Here is a 14606-nt window from a genome sequence, read left to right as displayed (position 1 = left end):
CCGACATGCCGCAGTTCGGCCGGGCGATGATGGACGTCTTCTCCAAGTCCATCAACTCCGCATCCGCATGAGCACACCTGGCCGGTCTCGGTGACGACACTTCGGACCGTCACCGTCGACGGCTCTCCCGTCCACGTCATGGAGAGCGGCACCGGGCCCGCGGTCCTGATGCTGCACGGCTCCGGACCCGGTACGACCGGATCCGGAGCCTGGGCGACGACGGCCCAGGCGCTGGGCACGTCCTGGCGCCTGGTGGCTCCTGACCAGGCGGGGTTCGGCCGTACCCCGATGCCGGCGGGCTCCAGGGGTGGGCTCCGGCTGTGGACGGAGCAGGCCGCGGGCCTGATGGATGCTCTCGGTGTCGAGCACTACGCCGTGGTGGGCCACTCCATGGGCGGTGCCGTGGCGCTGGCGTTGGCGGCCGCGCGTCCCCGGCAGGTCACCTGTGTCGTGGCGGTCTCGACGATGGGCGCCCCCGGGGCGCCGCTGTCGGCCGACCTCGACGCGCTCTGGGCCGCCCCCGCCGGCGTGCCCGGGGCACGAGACATGTTGAGTCGCCTCGTCCTCGACCAAGCGCTCGTGACCGAGTCGGCCGTCGCCGCCCGTGCGGCCGCGATGCGAGAGGGGGCGGCCGCATTCGCGTCGTTGTTCCCTCCGCCTCGGGCACGTTGGGCCGACGATCTCACCCTCTCGGCGCAGACGCTGGCAGGGATCCGCGCGCCCGTGCTGCTCGTCCACGGCGCCGAGGACCGAGTCACCCCGCTCGAGACGGCAGCCCTGCCCCTGCTCGAACACCTGGCCGATGTCCGTCTGCACGTGCTCGGCCGATGCGGGCACGTGCCGGCGCTCGAGCACCCGCACGACTTCAGGCGACTCCTGTCGTGCTTCCTCGGCCGGGAACGAGGTAACTGATCGCTGCGACAGGTCCGCAGCCGTGCTCAAGCAGGGCGGACACGGCTGCACTACCGTCAAGAACTGCCCGGACGATGATGGGGCTTTGCCTCTCGCCGCAATGACGAGGCGGACCGTGCCGACTGGGCGCGGTGGACCCATTCGGCGCGGTTCGGTGCCGATGGGTCAGGCATTGCCCGCTGATGACGGGCCGGCGTGGCCGCCGTAGGTGGCGATCTTGTATTCGGTCGCCGCCAGCGACAGGGTCAGCTCCCTGAGCTGCCGGCGGATCGTGTCGCGGTGTTCGAGCAGCAGGTCCAGGCGCTCGGGGACGGTGTCGTCGCCCTCGTCGGCCAGCCGCACGTAGTGCTGAAGGTCGCGTATGGCCATCCCGGACAGGCGCATGCGGGTCAGGAACACCAGCCTCCGTACCGTCTTCGCGTCGTAGCTGCGGTGGCCGCCGGCGTCGCGGGCCACCTCGACCAGCCCGATCCGCTCGTAGTAGCGCAGCGTGTGCGGCGACATGTCAAGCAGGTCGGCGACCTCCGTGATGGTCATGAGGTCGGTGGCGGCGCCGACGTCGACGAGGCGGTGGATCACCTCGACCGACATCGGGCCGTCGACCTCGTCGAGAGCGGCGAGCGCCCTCGACATCAGATCGTCCGTGGCCATGGCGACACTCTAGATCGGCCGGACGGACGCGGGGGCGCCGGGGAAGTCGGCGGCACGCGCGGCAGGGGCCCAGCGTTCGAGCTCCTCCAGGTTCTGCCGGTAGGACCTTCCGATGCGCTCGACCGCCTCACGCCCGAGCGGAAGGCGCAGCGGCAGCTCCTCACCGGCGACCAGGTCCACGATGATCTCCGCGGCCCGTACCGGATCGCCCTCCTGAATCCCGTCGGCGCTCGCCATGTCGTCGCGGACGGCCTCGAGCAGCCCGGCGTACACGGCGCCGGCGTCGGCGACCCCGAGCACGCCGGGCGCGTTGAACGAGGTGCGAAACCGGCTCGGCTCGACGATCATCACCCGGACCCCGAACGGCGCGACCTCACCGGCCAGCGCCTCCGACCAGCCTTCGAGCGCGAACTTGCCGGCCGAGTAGGCGCCGACGCCGGGGAAGGAGACGCGCCCGCCCTGGCTGCTCATCTGCACGATCGTGCCCGACCCCTGCTCGCGAAAGTAGGGCAGGACGGCCCGCACGAGCGCCGCCGGACCCAGCAGGTGCAGTTCCAAAGACGCGCGAAGCTCCTGCTCGCCGACCTCCTCGGCCGCGCCGACGACCCCGCGGCCGGCGTTGTTCACCAGCACGTCCACCCGATCGAACCGTTCGGCCGCCGACCGTACGACGTCCCCGGCGCGCCCGGTGTCACGCACGTCGAACTCGGCGACCAGCACCTGGTCGCGATGGGCGTCCACCAGGTCGGCCACCGCCCCGGGCCGCCGCACGGCCAGCACCACGTTGTCGCCCCGCCCGACCGCGCACTCGGCGATGGCACGACCGAAGCCCGCCGACGCGCCAGTGATGATCCATGTCCGCCGGGTCCCTGGTTGAGATGTCATGCCGGCGATGCTAGGAGTTCGAGCGCGCTCGAACGCAAGCGCGGTGTCCGCCGCCGCTCGTCGCCGGCCCTGACAGCACCCGCCCGGTACGTGGACGACGCGAACTCCGGCACGGCACAGATCGATTCCACACCGAACCGTTCGCGATGGGTATCGCAGTACTTCCTCCAGCAGGGCACGTGCGGCGTCGTTGTCGCTGACGGCGCAGTCCCAGATCACCTGCTCACCGTCGCTGGTGACGTGGAACGCGAAGAACGCGCAGCACGCCTTTTCGCAGGCGGCAGTGGCGGCGGTGGCGGCTTCTACCCATGACCGCGGTGCACGCAGAAGAGCTGGTCTTCGGTGCCGTAGGGTTCGCGGTAGGAGACGATGGCGGGACCTTGAGCACTCAGGTGGCCGGGCAGCCGGATGTCGGGGCTCCAGTCGGCTGAGTTGAAGCTGGTCCACCACAGGCTCTGGTCGCCGGAGCCTCGGTGCACGCAGTACAGCCTGTTGTTGAAGACGGCCAGGGCAGGGCCCTCCGCACTCCGGTGCGCGGGCAGCCGACGGGCGCTGCTCCAGCGCGTGCCGTCGAAACTGGTCCACCACAGGAAGTGGTCGGAGCCTCCACCGCGGAACACGCAATACAGCACGCCGCCGTAGACGGCCAGAGCGGGGTTGGAGGCCGTGAAGTGGCTGCCGAACGGCTGGTCGTTGCTCCAACTGGTGCCGTTGAAGCGGGTCCACCACATCTGATCGCTGTTGGCGTCCCGGTAGGCGCAGTACAGCATGCCGTTGAAGGTCGTCAGGGCCGGGCCTCGGCTGGACGCGCCGTTCATGCGGGTGTCGGGGCTCCAGCGGTTGCCGTCGAAGCGGGTCCACCACAGGCGCCTGTCGTTGCCGCCGCCTCGGTGCACGCAGTACAGGAAGTTGTTGTAAACGGCCAGGGCAGGGCCGTCGGCGCTGCGATGGGCGGGGAAGGGGACATTGTCGCTCCAGCCCTCGTTGCTGCCGGGGTCGTAGGCGGTCCACCAGAGCGATTCGTCCCGGTCCCCGCGGTGCACGGCGTACAGCCGGCCGCGGAACTCGGCCAGCGCCGGATTGGACCTGGACAGGTGGCCGGGGAATCTCTCGTTCTCGCTCCAGTTGTGAGAGGTGTTCATGGTCGTCCACCACAGCGAGGTGTCCTGCCTGGGGGCCAGAGAGATGGGCAGAAGCATCCCCGGGGCGAACCAGGGCGACACCAGCCGACAACCGTGGTCCCTGCCGACGATCTGGATGATGAGAGAACGGATCTGGAAGGAGAGCTCGATCAACCGGCCGAGCGTCCTGGGACGGACGGCCATGGCCACGATCTCCCCTACCAACTCCGAGATCTCGGCGGCGGCTTGGGCGGCTGCGGCGTTGAGGACGATCTCAAAACCCCACCATCTCGCGTTGGCGTACACCTGCCTGCCGTTGGCGTTCAGCTGCGCCTCGATCTGGCGAGTCCTGTCCTGGTCGGCTTGGGGGAGCCGGCTGGTCTGCTCCTCGAATTCTTCGCGGGCCTCGTCCAGATACGCTCGGGAGATCCGCTGCGCCTCCTCGGGGGAGACGGAGTACGGGATGGCCTGCCAAGCGGCGAGGGCGTCGGCCTCGGCTCTGGCCTGGTCCCGGCTGGTGCTTTCATCGGGCATGCGATCACGTCCCATTCCGTAAGGAGGATCCGCCGCGAAGCTCGTCAGCGGCCTTGAGTATCCGGCCGTGCCCCACTACCGGCAAGGGCGTGCGGGTGGCCGAATGAGGCCACGGGCATAACGGACCGTCGCGGGCCGGTTGGATACGTGGTCGCAGGCCACTGGGCCTTCGCCCGATCGTTGGAGGCCGCAGCAATGTACGCGCCACATCCAACGTCGGTTTCGAGACGGTACGACTGCGTTTCATTGCTATGGTCGCGCGCATGCGATCGAATTACCTCGCCTGGGACGATGCGGTGGACCTGTTCGAGCAGCGCGGGCTGCCGAAGGAGACCTACGAGAACCTGTACGAGGAGGAGTACATCCTGGTTCCGGGGTCGGCCGCGGTGACCGGCGAACTCCCCCTCGACGAGCACGAGCGGACGCCGTGGCGGGAGGGCACGCCCGAGGCGGCAACCGGGTACATCGTGGACGGTGACCTGGTCGTCGACGGGAACATCACCGATGTGGACGACGGGGCCGCCGCTCTGATCGTCCTCGGGAACCTGCGGGCGCGGAACATCTACCTGGCCGGTGACGCGAAGCTGGTCGTACGCGGCCACGTGACGGCCGAGACCTTCGTCGGCGACATGACCGACAAGCTGGTGATGATCCATGGGGACCTGCGCACCACCGTCTCGCTCTTCTGGAACGAGTTCTGCCCCGACCTTGTCGCCGGCACCCTCCACGGCAGGACCCTCGCGCCGGCCTACCTCGACCTGTCCACCGCCTCCATCGGCGCTCTGGTCGACCCGGCACCCGAGGTTCCGCTCAGCCGCCTCCTCGTACCCGAACTGCTGGTCACCGGCGCCCCCGGCCCCGACGACCTTCCCGAGCTCGGCATCCGCGGCGACGCCCTGCGCGACCGCCTGCTGGCCGGTCTTCCCCTCGCCGCGACCCTCTGATCCGCGTCGTCGCAGGAAGGTCAGGGCACGCTCGCGCCATAGCGGGCGCTCCCGCGCGGGCCTTGACCTCCGGCCTGAAGGCCGGAGCACTGGCCCGCACTCTGGTAGCGGGCGAGCATGGTCTGTACGGCTTGCTCGACGGCGTAGCGAGTGTCAGAGGCTGTGGGATCCCAGTCGGTCAGCAGCATGCGAGGCCACAGGACGTAGTTAGCGATCATGCCGAGGAACTGGTTGGCGGCGCTCTCGGCATCGGGGACGTCGGCGTTGCCGGCCTCGTGCTCGGATTCCAGGTATTGCTGGACGGAGGCGAAGTAGGGCAGTTTGCCGAGTTGGAACTGCATCCTTCCCAGTTCGGGGAAACGGGGCAGTTCGGCGATGACGATGCGGAACAGGGCTGTCATGCCGGGCCGGCCGATCAGATCGGCGTAGCGGTGACCGATGGATGTCAGCCCGGAGCGCAGGTCCCCGGCCTGAGGTCGTGCGACGGTGTCGCCGGTGTCACGTTGCCAGGACTCGGTGACGATGGCCTCGAAGAGAGCCGCCTTGGTGGGGAACTGCTTGAAAAGGGTGGACTTCGAGACGGCCGCCGCCTCGGCGACACGGGCGAGGGAGGTGCCGTCGTAGCCGCGGTTCAGGAACAGCTCCGTGGCTGCGGAGATGATCGCCTCGCGCTTTTGTCGGGCGAGTCGGCGGTGGTGCGCGGAGAGCTCTGCTGCCATGTCTGCAGTATGCCCTGACATACGAGGCGAGTCACTTGACTCGCCTCTTTTTGTCGGCATATGGTGCGAAAGAAAGGCGAGTCACACGACTCGCATCTAATCTGTGGCGCCTCCCGTCCTTCGGGTGCCATGTGATGAAGAAGGAGTTGTTGATGGCAGTCGACAGGATCGCTCTGGTGACCGGCGCCAACCGTGGCCTGGGACGGAGCGCCGCTCTCGCCCTCGCGAGGTGCGGGGTGCGTGTCGTTGTCACCCATCGCGGTGATGTGGACGGCGCCGAGGAGACGGCGCGGCAGGTACGGGCCGCGGGCGGGGCTGCCGCTGTGCTGCGCCTCGACATCAGTGATGTCTCCTCTTTCGGAACCTTTGTTTCCGAGCTGAGTAAACTACTGGAGCGCTACGGCGACGCTCCGCGGCTCGACATCGTGGTCAACAATGCAGGGGTTGGCGTCTTCGGCCCGCTGGAAGCTGTCACGCCCGACGACTTCGACACGGTGTTCGATACGAACGTCCGGGGCACGTTCTTCCTCATTCAGTCGCTTCTGCCGCTGCTGGCGCCAGGCGCCGGCATCATCAACGTCTCGTCGTCACTGACCCGGCACACCAGTCCCGCGACCTCGGTCTACTCCGCCTCCAAGGCCGCCGTCGAGATCTTGAGTCGCACGTTGGCCGCAGAGCTCGGCCCCCGCGGCATCCGGGTCAACTCCATCGCTCCAGGGCCGACCGCCACCGACTTCAACGGCGGAGCCATGCGAGACGATGCCGAGATGCGCCAGGGCCTTGCCCGGCAGACCGCGCTCGGCCGCGTCGGCGAGCCCGAAGAGATCGGCGACGCCATCGCCGCGCTGGCCTCCGAGAGCCTGCGCTGGGTCACTGCCCAGCGTATCGAGGTCTCCGGCGGCGTACTCCTCTGACGAGGAGGTACGCGGATCCGGTCCGCGGTGTCCGGTGTGCGGGGACGTCACCGGCCACCGGGGTGTGCAACCCGCCACGGCTTCAGCCATAGGGGCGAGCACTGCGGCGAACGCGCGGTGGGGACCGAGTGCCTTCCTCTAGTCGAGGGTGGCGCCGGGGGCGACGAAGACGACCTTGCCGTTGACCGGGGCGGTGGCGACTTCGGCGTGCACCTGCGCCAGTCCGGCCAGCGGCACCCGCCGGGTCGCGCCGAGGTGCAGCCTGCCGGCGTCAAGCAGGGTCGCCAGCTGGGCGAGCTGTTCGGCGTCGGGACGGAAGAAAAGATTGATCCCCCGTACGCCGCGGGCCTCGTCGGACGCAGCGGGCATCCACACGGTGGTGTTGACCAGCACGCCGCCGTCCCGGATCACGGCGGCCAGAGCGGCCATCTGCTCCGGGGCGATCGGGGCGAAGTTGAGCACGACGTCGACCGGCTCGGACAGCTCCGGGATCCCGGGACCGTGGATCTCGTCGGCGCCGGCCGTCTTGGCCTGCTCGGAGCTGCGTGGGCCGGTCGTTGCGATCACGTACGTGCCGGCGTTCTTGGCCAGCTGCACCGCGTAGCCGCCGACGGCGCCGCCCGCGCCGTTGATCAGCACCCGCTGGCCGGCGGTCGGCTTCGCGTGGTCGAACAGCGCCTGCCACGCGGTGAGCCCGACCAGCGGTAGTCCGGCGGCGTCCACCAGCGGGACGCTCGTGGGGGCTGCCGCCAGAATCCGGGCCGGGGCGATGACGTACTCGGCGGCCGCGCCGGTGCTGGTCAGCGGCAGGGCGCCGATCACCCGGTCGCCGATGTCGAAGCCGGTCACGTCCTCGCCGAGCGCGTCGACCTTGCCCGCGATGTCGATGCCGGGGGTGTGCGGCAGCCGGATCGGGATGGGGCCCTGCATGACACCGGCGCGGATGTTGCCCTCGACCGGGTTGAACGACGTCGCCGCCACCCGGATCCGGACCTCGCCGACGCCGGGGACCGGCTGGTCCACGTCTTCGTAGCGCAGGACCTCGGGGGTGCCGTACTCGTGGAAACGCACTGCCTTCATGACGAGCCTCGTCTTCCTGAATCCGTTGTGCTTCGACTTCGAAGCACTTCTGAAACTAGCACGTTTCGAATTCGAAGCAAATGTGATGTGGCGGGTGACATCCGTCTCGGCCGGGGTTACCGCCGGTCGGCAGAACTCTCCTCGTTGCTCCCGGCGGCCGGAGCACGAAGCTTCGCGTGGCGGGCGGAGCCGCGTGCCCGCCTGACAGGTCAGCCCGCTGTGGCTGTACACGACACCGTCGGCCAAGTCGGTCATCCGCAGCTCGCCCCGCGCGCGTCGGCGAGCCGGGCGAGGAGCCGAAACTGCAAATAGCTGAGGTCACCGTCGATGCGCAGGTGCTCGTCCACCGCGTACTGAGGAAGGCTGCCGACCTCCACCGGAGCGAAGTACGCGCCACGTTTCTCCGCACTCAGGCCTGGCGCCGCTTCACTCATCCCACGATCGCACATGCTTTGAAAGCGATGATCGATGTCAACCTGCGCGGCGTGATGCACGGCATCGCCGCAGCGCTGTCGGTGTTCCGCGAGCAGGGGCATGGCCACCTCGTGACCACGGTGTCGACGGCCGGTCTGAAGATCACCCCTACGATGGCGGTCTACGCCGCGACCAAGAACACCGTGCGCACCCTCCTGGAAGGGTTACGGCAGGAGTCCACCGACGGCGTGCTGCGGACAACGGCGATCTCGCCGGGCTACGTACATACGGAACTCATCGACTCCATCGACAACCCCGAGGTCCGCGAGGAGATCCGCCGCACCATGGACCAGTACGCCATCGCGCCGGAAGCCGTCGCCCGCACCGACGCCCACCAGGCGGGCCTGCCGTACATCTCCGACGCCGACCTGTCCAAGCGGGTCATCACCGAGGCGAAGCACGCACCGCAACGATCGTGGCTGGGCGAGGTGTCGGCGGTGGTGCTGCAGCAGGCTCTGGCCGACCTGAACACCGCCTACCGCAACTTCTTCGCCTCGATCACCGGTAAGCGTCAGGGGCCGAAGCTCGGCCCGCCCCGGTTCCGGTCCCGAAAAGACAACCACCAGGCGATCCGCTTCACCCGCAACGCCCGATTCGCCATCACCGCGGGCGGGAAACTCCGCCTGCCGAAGATCGGCGATGTGGCGGTGCGCTGGTCGCGGGCCCTGCCGTCGGAGCCGTCCAGCGTCACGGTGATCAAGGACGCGGCGGGCCGGTACTTCGCGAGTTTCGTCGTGGAGGCGTCCGAGGAACCGCTTGCCGGGGTCGCGGCCGAGGTCGGCGTCGACCTGGGGCTCCCCCACTTCGCGGTCACCTCCGACGGCCGGAAGATCGACAACCCACGATTCCTGCGCCGCGCGGCCAAGAAACTCCGCAAAGCGCAAAAGGCCCTCAGCCGTAAGGCGAAGGGGTCGAACAACCGCAGCAAGGCCGTCGTCAAGGTCGCCCGCGCGCACGCCCAGGTGACCGACGCGCGCCGGGACTTCACCCACCAGCTCTCCACCCAGTTGATCCGCGATAACCAAGCGGTGTACGTGGAGGACCTGTCGGTGAACGGCCTGGCCCGCACCCGGCTGGCCAAGAGCGTCCATGACGCGGGCTGGTCGGCCTTCGTCGGGATGCTGGAGTACAAGGCGAAACGGTACGGCCGCACCTTCGCCAAGATCAACCGCTGGTTCCCGTCCTCGAAGACGTGCTCGCAGTGCGGCACCCGGCAAGAGTCGATGCCGCTGAACGTCCGGGAATGGACCTGCCCCTGCGGCGCGACCCATGACCGCGACGTCAACGCCGCACGCAACATCCTCACCGAAGGCCAACGAACCGTCGCCGCTGGACGGAAACCCGCCGCTGAAACGCGGCGGGAGGCGGAGACGTTAAACGCCCGTGGAGGTGACGTAAGACCACCGCTCGCGGCGGCAGACACCGATGAAGCAGGAAGCCACAGAGGTGCCGCATGACGCGGCACGGACTGAATCCCCGGCCTTCAACCGGGGAGCGCGTCAACGTGATCGGTGTGGGGCTCTCCTCAGCCGTCAGATTCGGGATTTCGCTGTCCGTGGCGGCTGACCCCGCTCGAGAGGACTGCGTTCAGGAAAAGAGATTCGGCCAGTTGCCGCCACGAGCCCGTACGTCCTCGGCCACCTCTTGAACCGACCGACCGTCGGTGTCGACGCGCAGATCACCTGCCGCGGCGCTGTCGAGCGCCCTGGCCTCGTGCGCCGCTCGTTCGGCGATACGGTACAGGGCTTCCGAGTCCAGCCCGCGCAGCTCATCACCCGGTATGGTCGGCCCGCCTCCCTGGCCACGTTGCGCGACGCGCTCGGCCAGCGTTGCCGGCTCCGCATGCAGTCGACACACGGTCAATGCCACGTCGGGCAGCGATTCGGCGTAGCCACGGAGAGTGTCATCGGAGTCTGCTTCCCCGGAGATGACCAGGCACTGGACGCCAGCCGCGCGATGCCCTGCCCAGATGGCCGCGAGGTTGCGGGCCTTGAGACGATGGCTGAGCACGTCGTCGTCCGCGGTGGGGCGCAGCGCACCGATCTGCTTCACATCGACGTAGGCGGCTCGCACGCCGCTCCGATAGACCTGCATGAAGATCTCATAGCCGACCGTCGACTTCCCAACCGCCATAGCGCCGGACAGCCACAGCACAGGTACCGACGCGGAAGCAGGTGCGGCATCCGCCTGGGAGGTCGGGTGGTTCTGCTGGTCAACGACGCTGTGCAGCGTCGCGGAGGGGAGGGTGCCCGGCCATCCTCCAACCCGCTCACAGATCAGCCGGGCTGCCTCTGACACCCCTAAGCCGCCGGTGTCCACGCACACGTCGGCGTAGTCACTGCGTTCCAGGGCTTCCGCTTCAATGATCGCCTCCTGTACCAGATCCGGACGCCATCCCCGCGCGAGGAACCGTTCCTTGAGCTCAGCGCTATCGACGCGCAGTCGGCACACCGTGAACGCGGCCTCAGGAAGAAGGGCGGTGTACTCACGAACCTCCTCGGGAGTGTCAACGAAGCCCGCAAGGACCAGACATCGCACCCCTTCCTGCCGGAAGTTCGGCCACATCGCGGCCAGATTCCGCGCGCGGAGGCGATGCGTCACGCCCTCGGGCATGGGGTAGCACAGGCTGATCTGGTCAGCGTCGACAAACGCCGTCTTGACGCCGGCACGACTCAGCTGCGCAAACACCTCCCAGCCAACCGTGGACTTCCCGACACCCGTAGGCCCCGAAAGCCAGAGCAGAGGCAGAGAAACGTCGCTCATCCGCGCGACACTAGCGGGCCCCCGGTGCAGCGAGCGAGTGCATTTTTGCCGCTGCCAGGGGGCGGATGAGGCTCCGAACAGGACACGCGGTTCCAGGTCCAGCCGGGTGGCGGTGATCTGCTCGCGCAAGACCGGCTCGGACAGGTAACGCAGCAGGGTGATGGTGCGGATGGCGCGCGCTGCTGGCGGCGGGCAGCGGGACGTTCGTCACGACCGCGCTCGACCACGAGCGGCTCTTCGAGGTCTTCGTCGGTGAGGGCACCGACTCCCCGGAGCGCCAGGCACACCTGTCGGTCTGACCCGGCCGTACGCCTCAGCTTGTTCATCGCTCAGAAATTCCACCGGCACGAGCCGGACCGTAGCCAGCACCGGAGCAGGCCCGGAGCCGTTTCACCGAACCCCGGCGGCGAAGTGGATCACTGTGCTAGACGACCATAATCGTTCTCACCGATAACCGCTGTACCGATGTTCCCCGAGGCCGTACGAGCACGCGTGGGAGATCCGGGACGCCTACGACTACCACGAGTACGACGACCCAGAGTGGTCGCGGCGGTTCCGTACGTTCCTGCACGGGCGGGCATGGACGCACGCCGAGGGCCCGAAGGCGCTGTTCGACAACGCGGTGGGGTGGCTGCGCCGCAATTGGATGCTGCTGACGGGGGTGAGCGTGCTGGCCCGGCAGGTGTCGGAGGTCCGGACGGTCGCGGACAAGCGGCTGCACGCCACCGTCGCGGGCGCTGCCCGGCGACCTGGTGGCGACGCTGACGACGCCAGAGGGCTCCCGGTTCTCGGCTGCGCCGGCCGCCGACGCGAACGCCGTCCCGGTCGTCCGCGCGCTGGAGCGGGTGGACGAGAGCCTTCGACTGGCAGGATGACCGCCATGCCCTACGCCCCCGCCCCCGTCCCGGCCCGCGAGGAGTTCCTCGATCTCCTGGAGCACCTCGACGTCACAGATCACTCCGGCACCGAACACCTTCGCAGCCGACCGCCTAGCCGCCCCCTTACCGGCATCACCGATCTCGACGCTGTCCTCATCAACCTTCCCCCTGGCACCCTGACCGTCGTGGCCTCCCGCCCCGGGGTGGGAAGCACGACCCTGCTGCTCGCCTTCTGCCGAGGCGCCGCTTTCAACCGCGACACCCCCACCCTGCTGGTCAGCTACGAGTCCTCCCGCCGCGACCTGCTCACCCGCCTCACCTCGGCCGAGGCCCGCGTCGCCGGTCACGCGCTGCGCTGCGGCGCCCTACGCGACGAGGACCGGGCCGCGCTCGCCCGCGTGATACCCCGTCTCGCCGACGCCCCCTTGCACGTGGCCACCCCGGCCGACTGGCCCCTGAGCGAGCTGAGCGACCACATCACCCGCGCCTGCACCGCCGACGAGCCCGCAGCCCGCCTGGTCGCCATCGACGGCCTGCGCCACACATCCGCCCCGACGTGCGCGGCGGCACCCGTGAACACGAGGTCACCCAGACCGTGCACACTCTCAAGGCGCTCGCTGTGCGGTTGGAGGTCCCTATCATCGTCTCCGCCGATCTCGACCGCCTGCCCGAGGTGGGGGGCGGCCGACTGCCGGACCTGCACACCGATCTGTGTGACGCCGTCGCCCGCACCGCAGACCTCGTCGTCCTGGTGCACCGCGAGGACGCCGCCGAGCGCGACTCCCCCCGCGCGGGAGAGGCCGACCTGATCGTGGCCAAGCACCGCAACGGCCCCACGGCCACGATCACCGTGGCCTTCCAGGGCCACTACAGCCGCTTCGTCGACATGCCACCCGACTGAGAATCTCAGAAGACCAGACCAAACACGCCAATGTGACACCCAAGAAGAGCCAGCTCAGGCGGGAGGAGGAACGGCCTGTCTGGTGCGCGATGCCTCGGCCCGCACCACCAGATCGCGCAGTCGCTTGCGGACGTCGGCTCCACTCCACCTGCCCACGTAGTGCGGTTCGCCGCCCTCGATGGCCATCGCGAGGGCATACCCCACGCGGAGCGGATCATCGGGAGGCGGCACCGTGCTGCGCTGGTCGTAGCCCGTGGCAGGGACGTCCCACACCAGGATGCGCCAGTTAGTGCCGCGCTCCCCATGCTCCTCATCCAGGAAGTACTCGGGGGTTGAGGAACATCGGAATGGCGTGTCCCGAGTCCGGTTGAGTCGCGGAGCACCCGACCTGGCGCCGTCCAGGCCTGTTTGGCGACTGCTCACGTCGAGGCGGGATATCTTGACGGGACGGCGTCCGTCCGCGCCGAACCTCCAGCGACCCGCCCCAGCCGGGTTACTCACGGAGGCAAAGGGAGGTCCACCTCTCGGCCGGAGCTTCGTTGTCGATCGCGCGTCCGCCGCACCGGTCGCTGGGGGATCTGCGGACGGGCCGCGCGGGAGATGACCATGACGAAGCAGCCCGACTTCAAACGGCGCGTGCGCGCTCGAATGGCCAAGACCGGCGAGTCGTACGCGGCCGCCCGCGGCCAGCTCCTCGCCGGGCGGCCGGCCGATGACCAGATGATCGCGGCGTTGCATGTCAGCAACGGCGACACCACGGACCTGCCGGGAACCGGGCTCGCCCGGCGTGTGCTGTTCTGGCGCGACGTCCTGCACGATGGCCCAGTGCCCGCGGTGGGGATCGAGGAGCTCCGCCGTATCAGAGCCGCCTTCCTCATCGAGGCGGGCGCGGATGAGCGCGGTGAGGCCGCAGCGATGTTCGCCGAACGTGACCGCACCCTGGAAGCCAACCGAGACGGCGAGTACGTGCTGTGGTTCGAGGCTGACCTGTACGACCAGTTGCAGATTATCCAGATCCTCGCCCGCCTCGCCGACCTCGACGTGCCCGCGCAGCGCATCATCTTGATCTGCATCGGCGAACACCCCGGCATTGCCCGCTTCGGCGGCCTCGGCCAGCTGACCGCCGAACAGCTGCGCGAGCTGCCCGCGACGAAGGCGTGTGCCCGGCTGACCCCGGCCGCGCTGCGGCTCGCCACCCGCGCCTGGGCCGCTTTCCGCGCGCCGACGCCCGACGGCCTCGGCGCCATCGCCGCAAGCCGCTCGGCCGAGCTGCGGTTCCTTGGCGAGGCGTTCGACCGGCTCAGTCGGGAGTACCCGGCCACCCGCGACGGGCTGTCGCTGACCGAACGACGGGTGCTCGCCGCTGTTGCCGACGGCGCGCCCGACGCCGGGACCGCGTTCGCCCGCGCGGCAGCGCGGGAAACGCGCCCGTACCTCGGAGACATCTGGTACTTCGCGATGATCGACCGAATGGCTCGCGCATCGATGCCGCTACTCAACGCCACGCAGGCGGGCCATCGAGTCGACCACGCCACCCGCCTGCGCCTGACCGACACCGGGGCACGGGTACTCGCAGGCGAGGCCGACCACGTCACGCTCAACGGCCTCGACCGCTGGATCGGCGGCGTCCACCTGCGCGGCCACTACACGCGCTGGCGCTGGGACGACGGGACTGAAACCATCAGCGGACTCGCCAAAGAGGCCTGACGAGCGCACGAAACATCCTCGGCAGCAGGAAACACCGCCGAAAGCCTCCCAGGTGATCACCGGCGGCAGTTGTTCATCGAAGTCGACGCCGCCCCACAACGTCTGCGGCCGCCAACCCACAAC

14 protein-coding genes and 1 pseudogene are annotated in these 14606 nt (G+C 69.0%); 7 read left to right on the top strand and 8 right to left on the bottom strand.

Going from position 1 to position 14606, the window contains the following annotated elements; all coding sequences use genetic code 11:
- Nucleotides 1-90: 90 nt before the first annotated feature.
- Entirely contained in the window at nt 91-912 is an 822-nt protein-coding gene (locus AB0B96_RS31065; protein WP_362904373.1) for an alpha/beta hydrolase, read from the top strand.
- A gap of 165 nt (nt 913-1077) precedes the next feature.
- On the opposite strand, the gene AB0B96_RS31060 is transcribed toward AB0B96_RS31065, so the two are convergent.
- The 3 genes from AB0B96_RS31060 to AB0B96_RS31050 form a co-directional block, all read right to left on the bottom strand.
- Nucleotides 1078-1563: a MerR family transcriptional regulator gene (locus AB0B96_RS31060; RefSeq protein WP_362904371.1), complete on the bottom strand. Its 486-nt coding sequence runs from the start codon at nt 1561-1563 to the stop codon at nt 1078-1080.
- 9 nt (nt 1564-1572) lie between these two features.
- Nucleotides 1573-2448, bottom strand: a complete 876-nt coding sequence (locus AB0B96_RS31055) for an SDR family NAD(P)-dependent oxidoreductase (protein WP_362904369.1) — start codon at nt 2446-2448, stop codon at nt 1573-1575.
- Nucleotides 2449-2750: 302 nt separating this feature from the next.
- Nucleotides 2751-4103 carry a hypothetical protein gene (locus AB0B96_RS31050; RefSeq protein WP_362904367.1) on the bottom strand — a complete coding sequence of 451 codons (1353 nt, stop codon included), beginning with the start codon at nt 4101-4103 and terminating at the stop codon, nt 2751-2753.
- A 263-nt stretch (nt 4104-4366) separates the two neighbouring features.
- Here AB0B96_RS31050 and AB0B96_RS31045 point away from each other — a divergent pair, with 263 nt between their 5' ends.
- Nucleotides 4367-5047, top strand: coding sequence for a polymer-forming cytoskeletal protein (locus tag AB0B96_RS31045; RefSeq protein WP_362904365.1), 681 nt, complete (start codon nt 4367-4369; stop codon nt 5045-5047).
- Between the two features lie 20 nt (nt 5048-5067).
- On the opposite strand, the gene AB0B96_RS31040 is transcribed toward AB0B96_RS31045, so the two are convergent.
- Nucleotides 5068-5766, bottom strand: a complete 699-nt coding sequence (locus AB0B96_RS31040; protein ID WP_362904363.1) for a TetR/AcrR family transcriptional regulator — start codon at nt 5764-5766, stop codon at nt 5068-5070.
- A gap of 134 nt (nt 5767-5900) precedes the next feature.
- Between AB0B96_RS31040 and AB0B96_RS31035 the strand changes: the two genes are divergently transcribed.
- Nucleotides 5901-6680, top strand: coding sequence for an SDR family oxidoreductase (locus tag AB0B96_RS31035; RefSeq protein WP_362904361.1), 780 nt, complete (start codon nt 5901-5903; stop codon nt 6678-6680).
- Between the two features lie 138 nt (nt 6681-6818).
- Here AB0B96_RS31035 and AB0B96_RS31030 read toward each other — a convergent pair whose 3' ends face one another.
- Together AB0B96_RS31030 and AB0B96_RS31025 are read right to left on the bottom strand one after the other, a co-directional pair.
- The gene (locus AB0B96_RS31030) at nt 6819-7760 is read right to left on the bottom strand and encodes an NADP-dependent oxidoreductase (protein ID WP_362904359.1); all 942 of its coding nucleotides are present in this window, start codon (nt 7758-7760) and stop codon (nt 6819-6821) included.
- Between the two features lie 251 nt (nt 7761-8011).
- Entirely contained in the window at nt 8012-8194 is a 183-nt protein-coding gene (locus AB0B96_RS31025) for a hypothetical protein (RefSeq protein WP_362904381.1), read from the bottom strand.
- Here AB0B96_RS31025 and AB0B96_RS31020 point away from each other — a divergent pair.
- On the top strand, nt 8114-9691 hold the full coding sequence (locus AB0B96_RS31020; RefSeq protein WP_362904379.1) for an RNA-guided endonuclease TnpB family protein: 1578 nt from the start codon (nt 8114-8116) through the stop codon (nt 9689-9691). The genes AB0B96_RS31025 and AB0B96_RS31020 overlap by 81 nt on opposite strands.
- A gap of 130 nt (nt 9692-9821) precedes the next feature.
- Here AB0B96_RS31020 and AB0B96_RS31015 read toward each other — a convergent pair whose 3' ends face one another.
- The gene (locus AB0B96_RS31015) at nt 9822-10997 is read right to left on the bottom strand and encodes a hypothetical protein (RefSeq protein WP_362904357.1); all 1176 of its coding nucleotides are present in this window, start codon (nt 10995-10997) and stop codon (nt 9822-9824) included.
- 457 nt (nt 10998-11454) lie between these two features.
- Here AB0B96_RS31015 and AB0B96_RS31010 point away from each other — a divergent pair.
- Both AB0B96_RS31010 and AB0B96_RS31005 read left to right on the top strand, forming a co-directional pair.
- A pseudogene (locus AB0B96_RS31010) lies at nt 11455-12405 on the top strand (DnaB-like helicase C-terminal domain-containing protein); the annotation flags it as partial.
- A gap of 26 nt (nt 12406-12431) precedes the next feature.
- Complete coding sequence (locus AB0B96_RS31005; RefSeq protein WP_362904355.1) at nt 12432-12776, top strand: DnaB-like helicase C-terminal domain-containing protein; 345 nt, start codon at nt 12432-12434, stop codon at nt 12774-12776.
- A 54-nt stretch (nt 12777-12830) separates the two neighbouring features.
- Here AB0B96_RS31005 and AB0B96_RS31000 read toward each other — a convergent pair whose 3' ends face one another.
- Nucleotides 12831-13049, bottom strand: coding sequence for a hypothetical protein (locus AB0B96_RS31000; RefSeq protein WP_362904353.1), 219 nt, complete (start codon nt 13047-13049; stop codon nt 12831-12833).
- Nucleotides 13050-13382: 333 nt separating this feature from the next.
- Between AB0B96_RS31000 and AB0B96_RS30995 the strand changes: the two genes are divergently transcribed.
- Nucleotides 13383-14483 carry a hypothetical protein gene (locus AB0B96_RS30995; protein ID WP_362904351.1) on the top strand — a complete coding sequence of 367 codons (1101 nt, stop codon included), beginning with the start codon at nt 13383-13385 and terminating at the stop codon, nt 14481-14483.
- The last annotated feature ends 123 nt before the right edge of the window (nt 14484-14606 follow it).

This window comes from Streptosporangium sp. NPDC049046 (genome assembly GCF_040649155.1).
Lineage (GTDB): Bacteria > Actinomycetota > Actinomycetes > Streptosporangiales > Streptosporangiaceae > Streptosporangium.
Note: the sequence above shows the minus strand (reverse complement) of the source record. Positions and strands in the feature narration are given on the sequence as shown.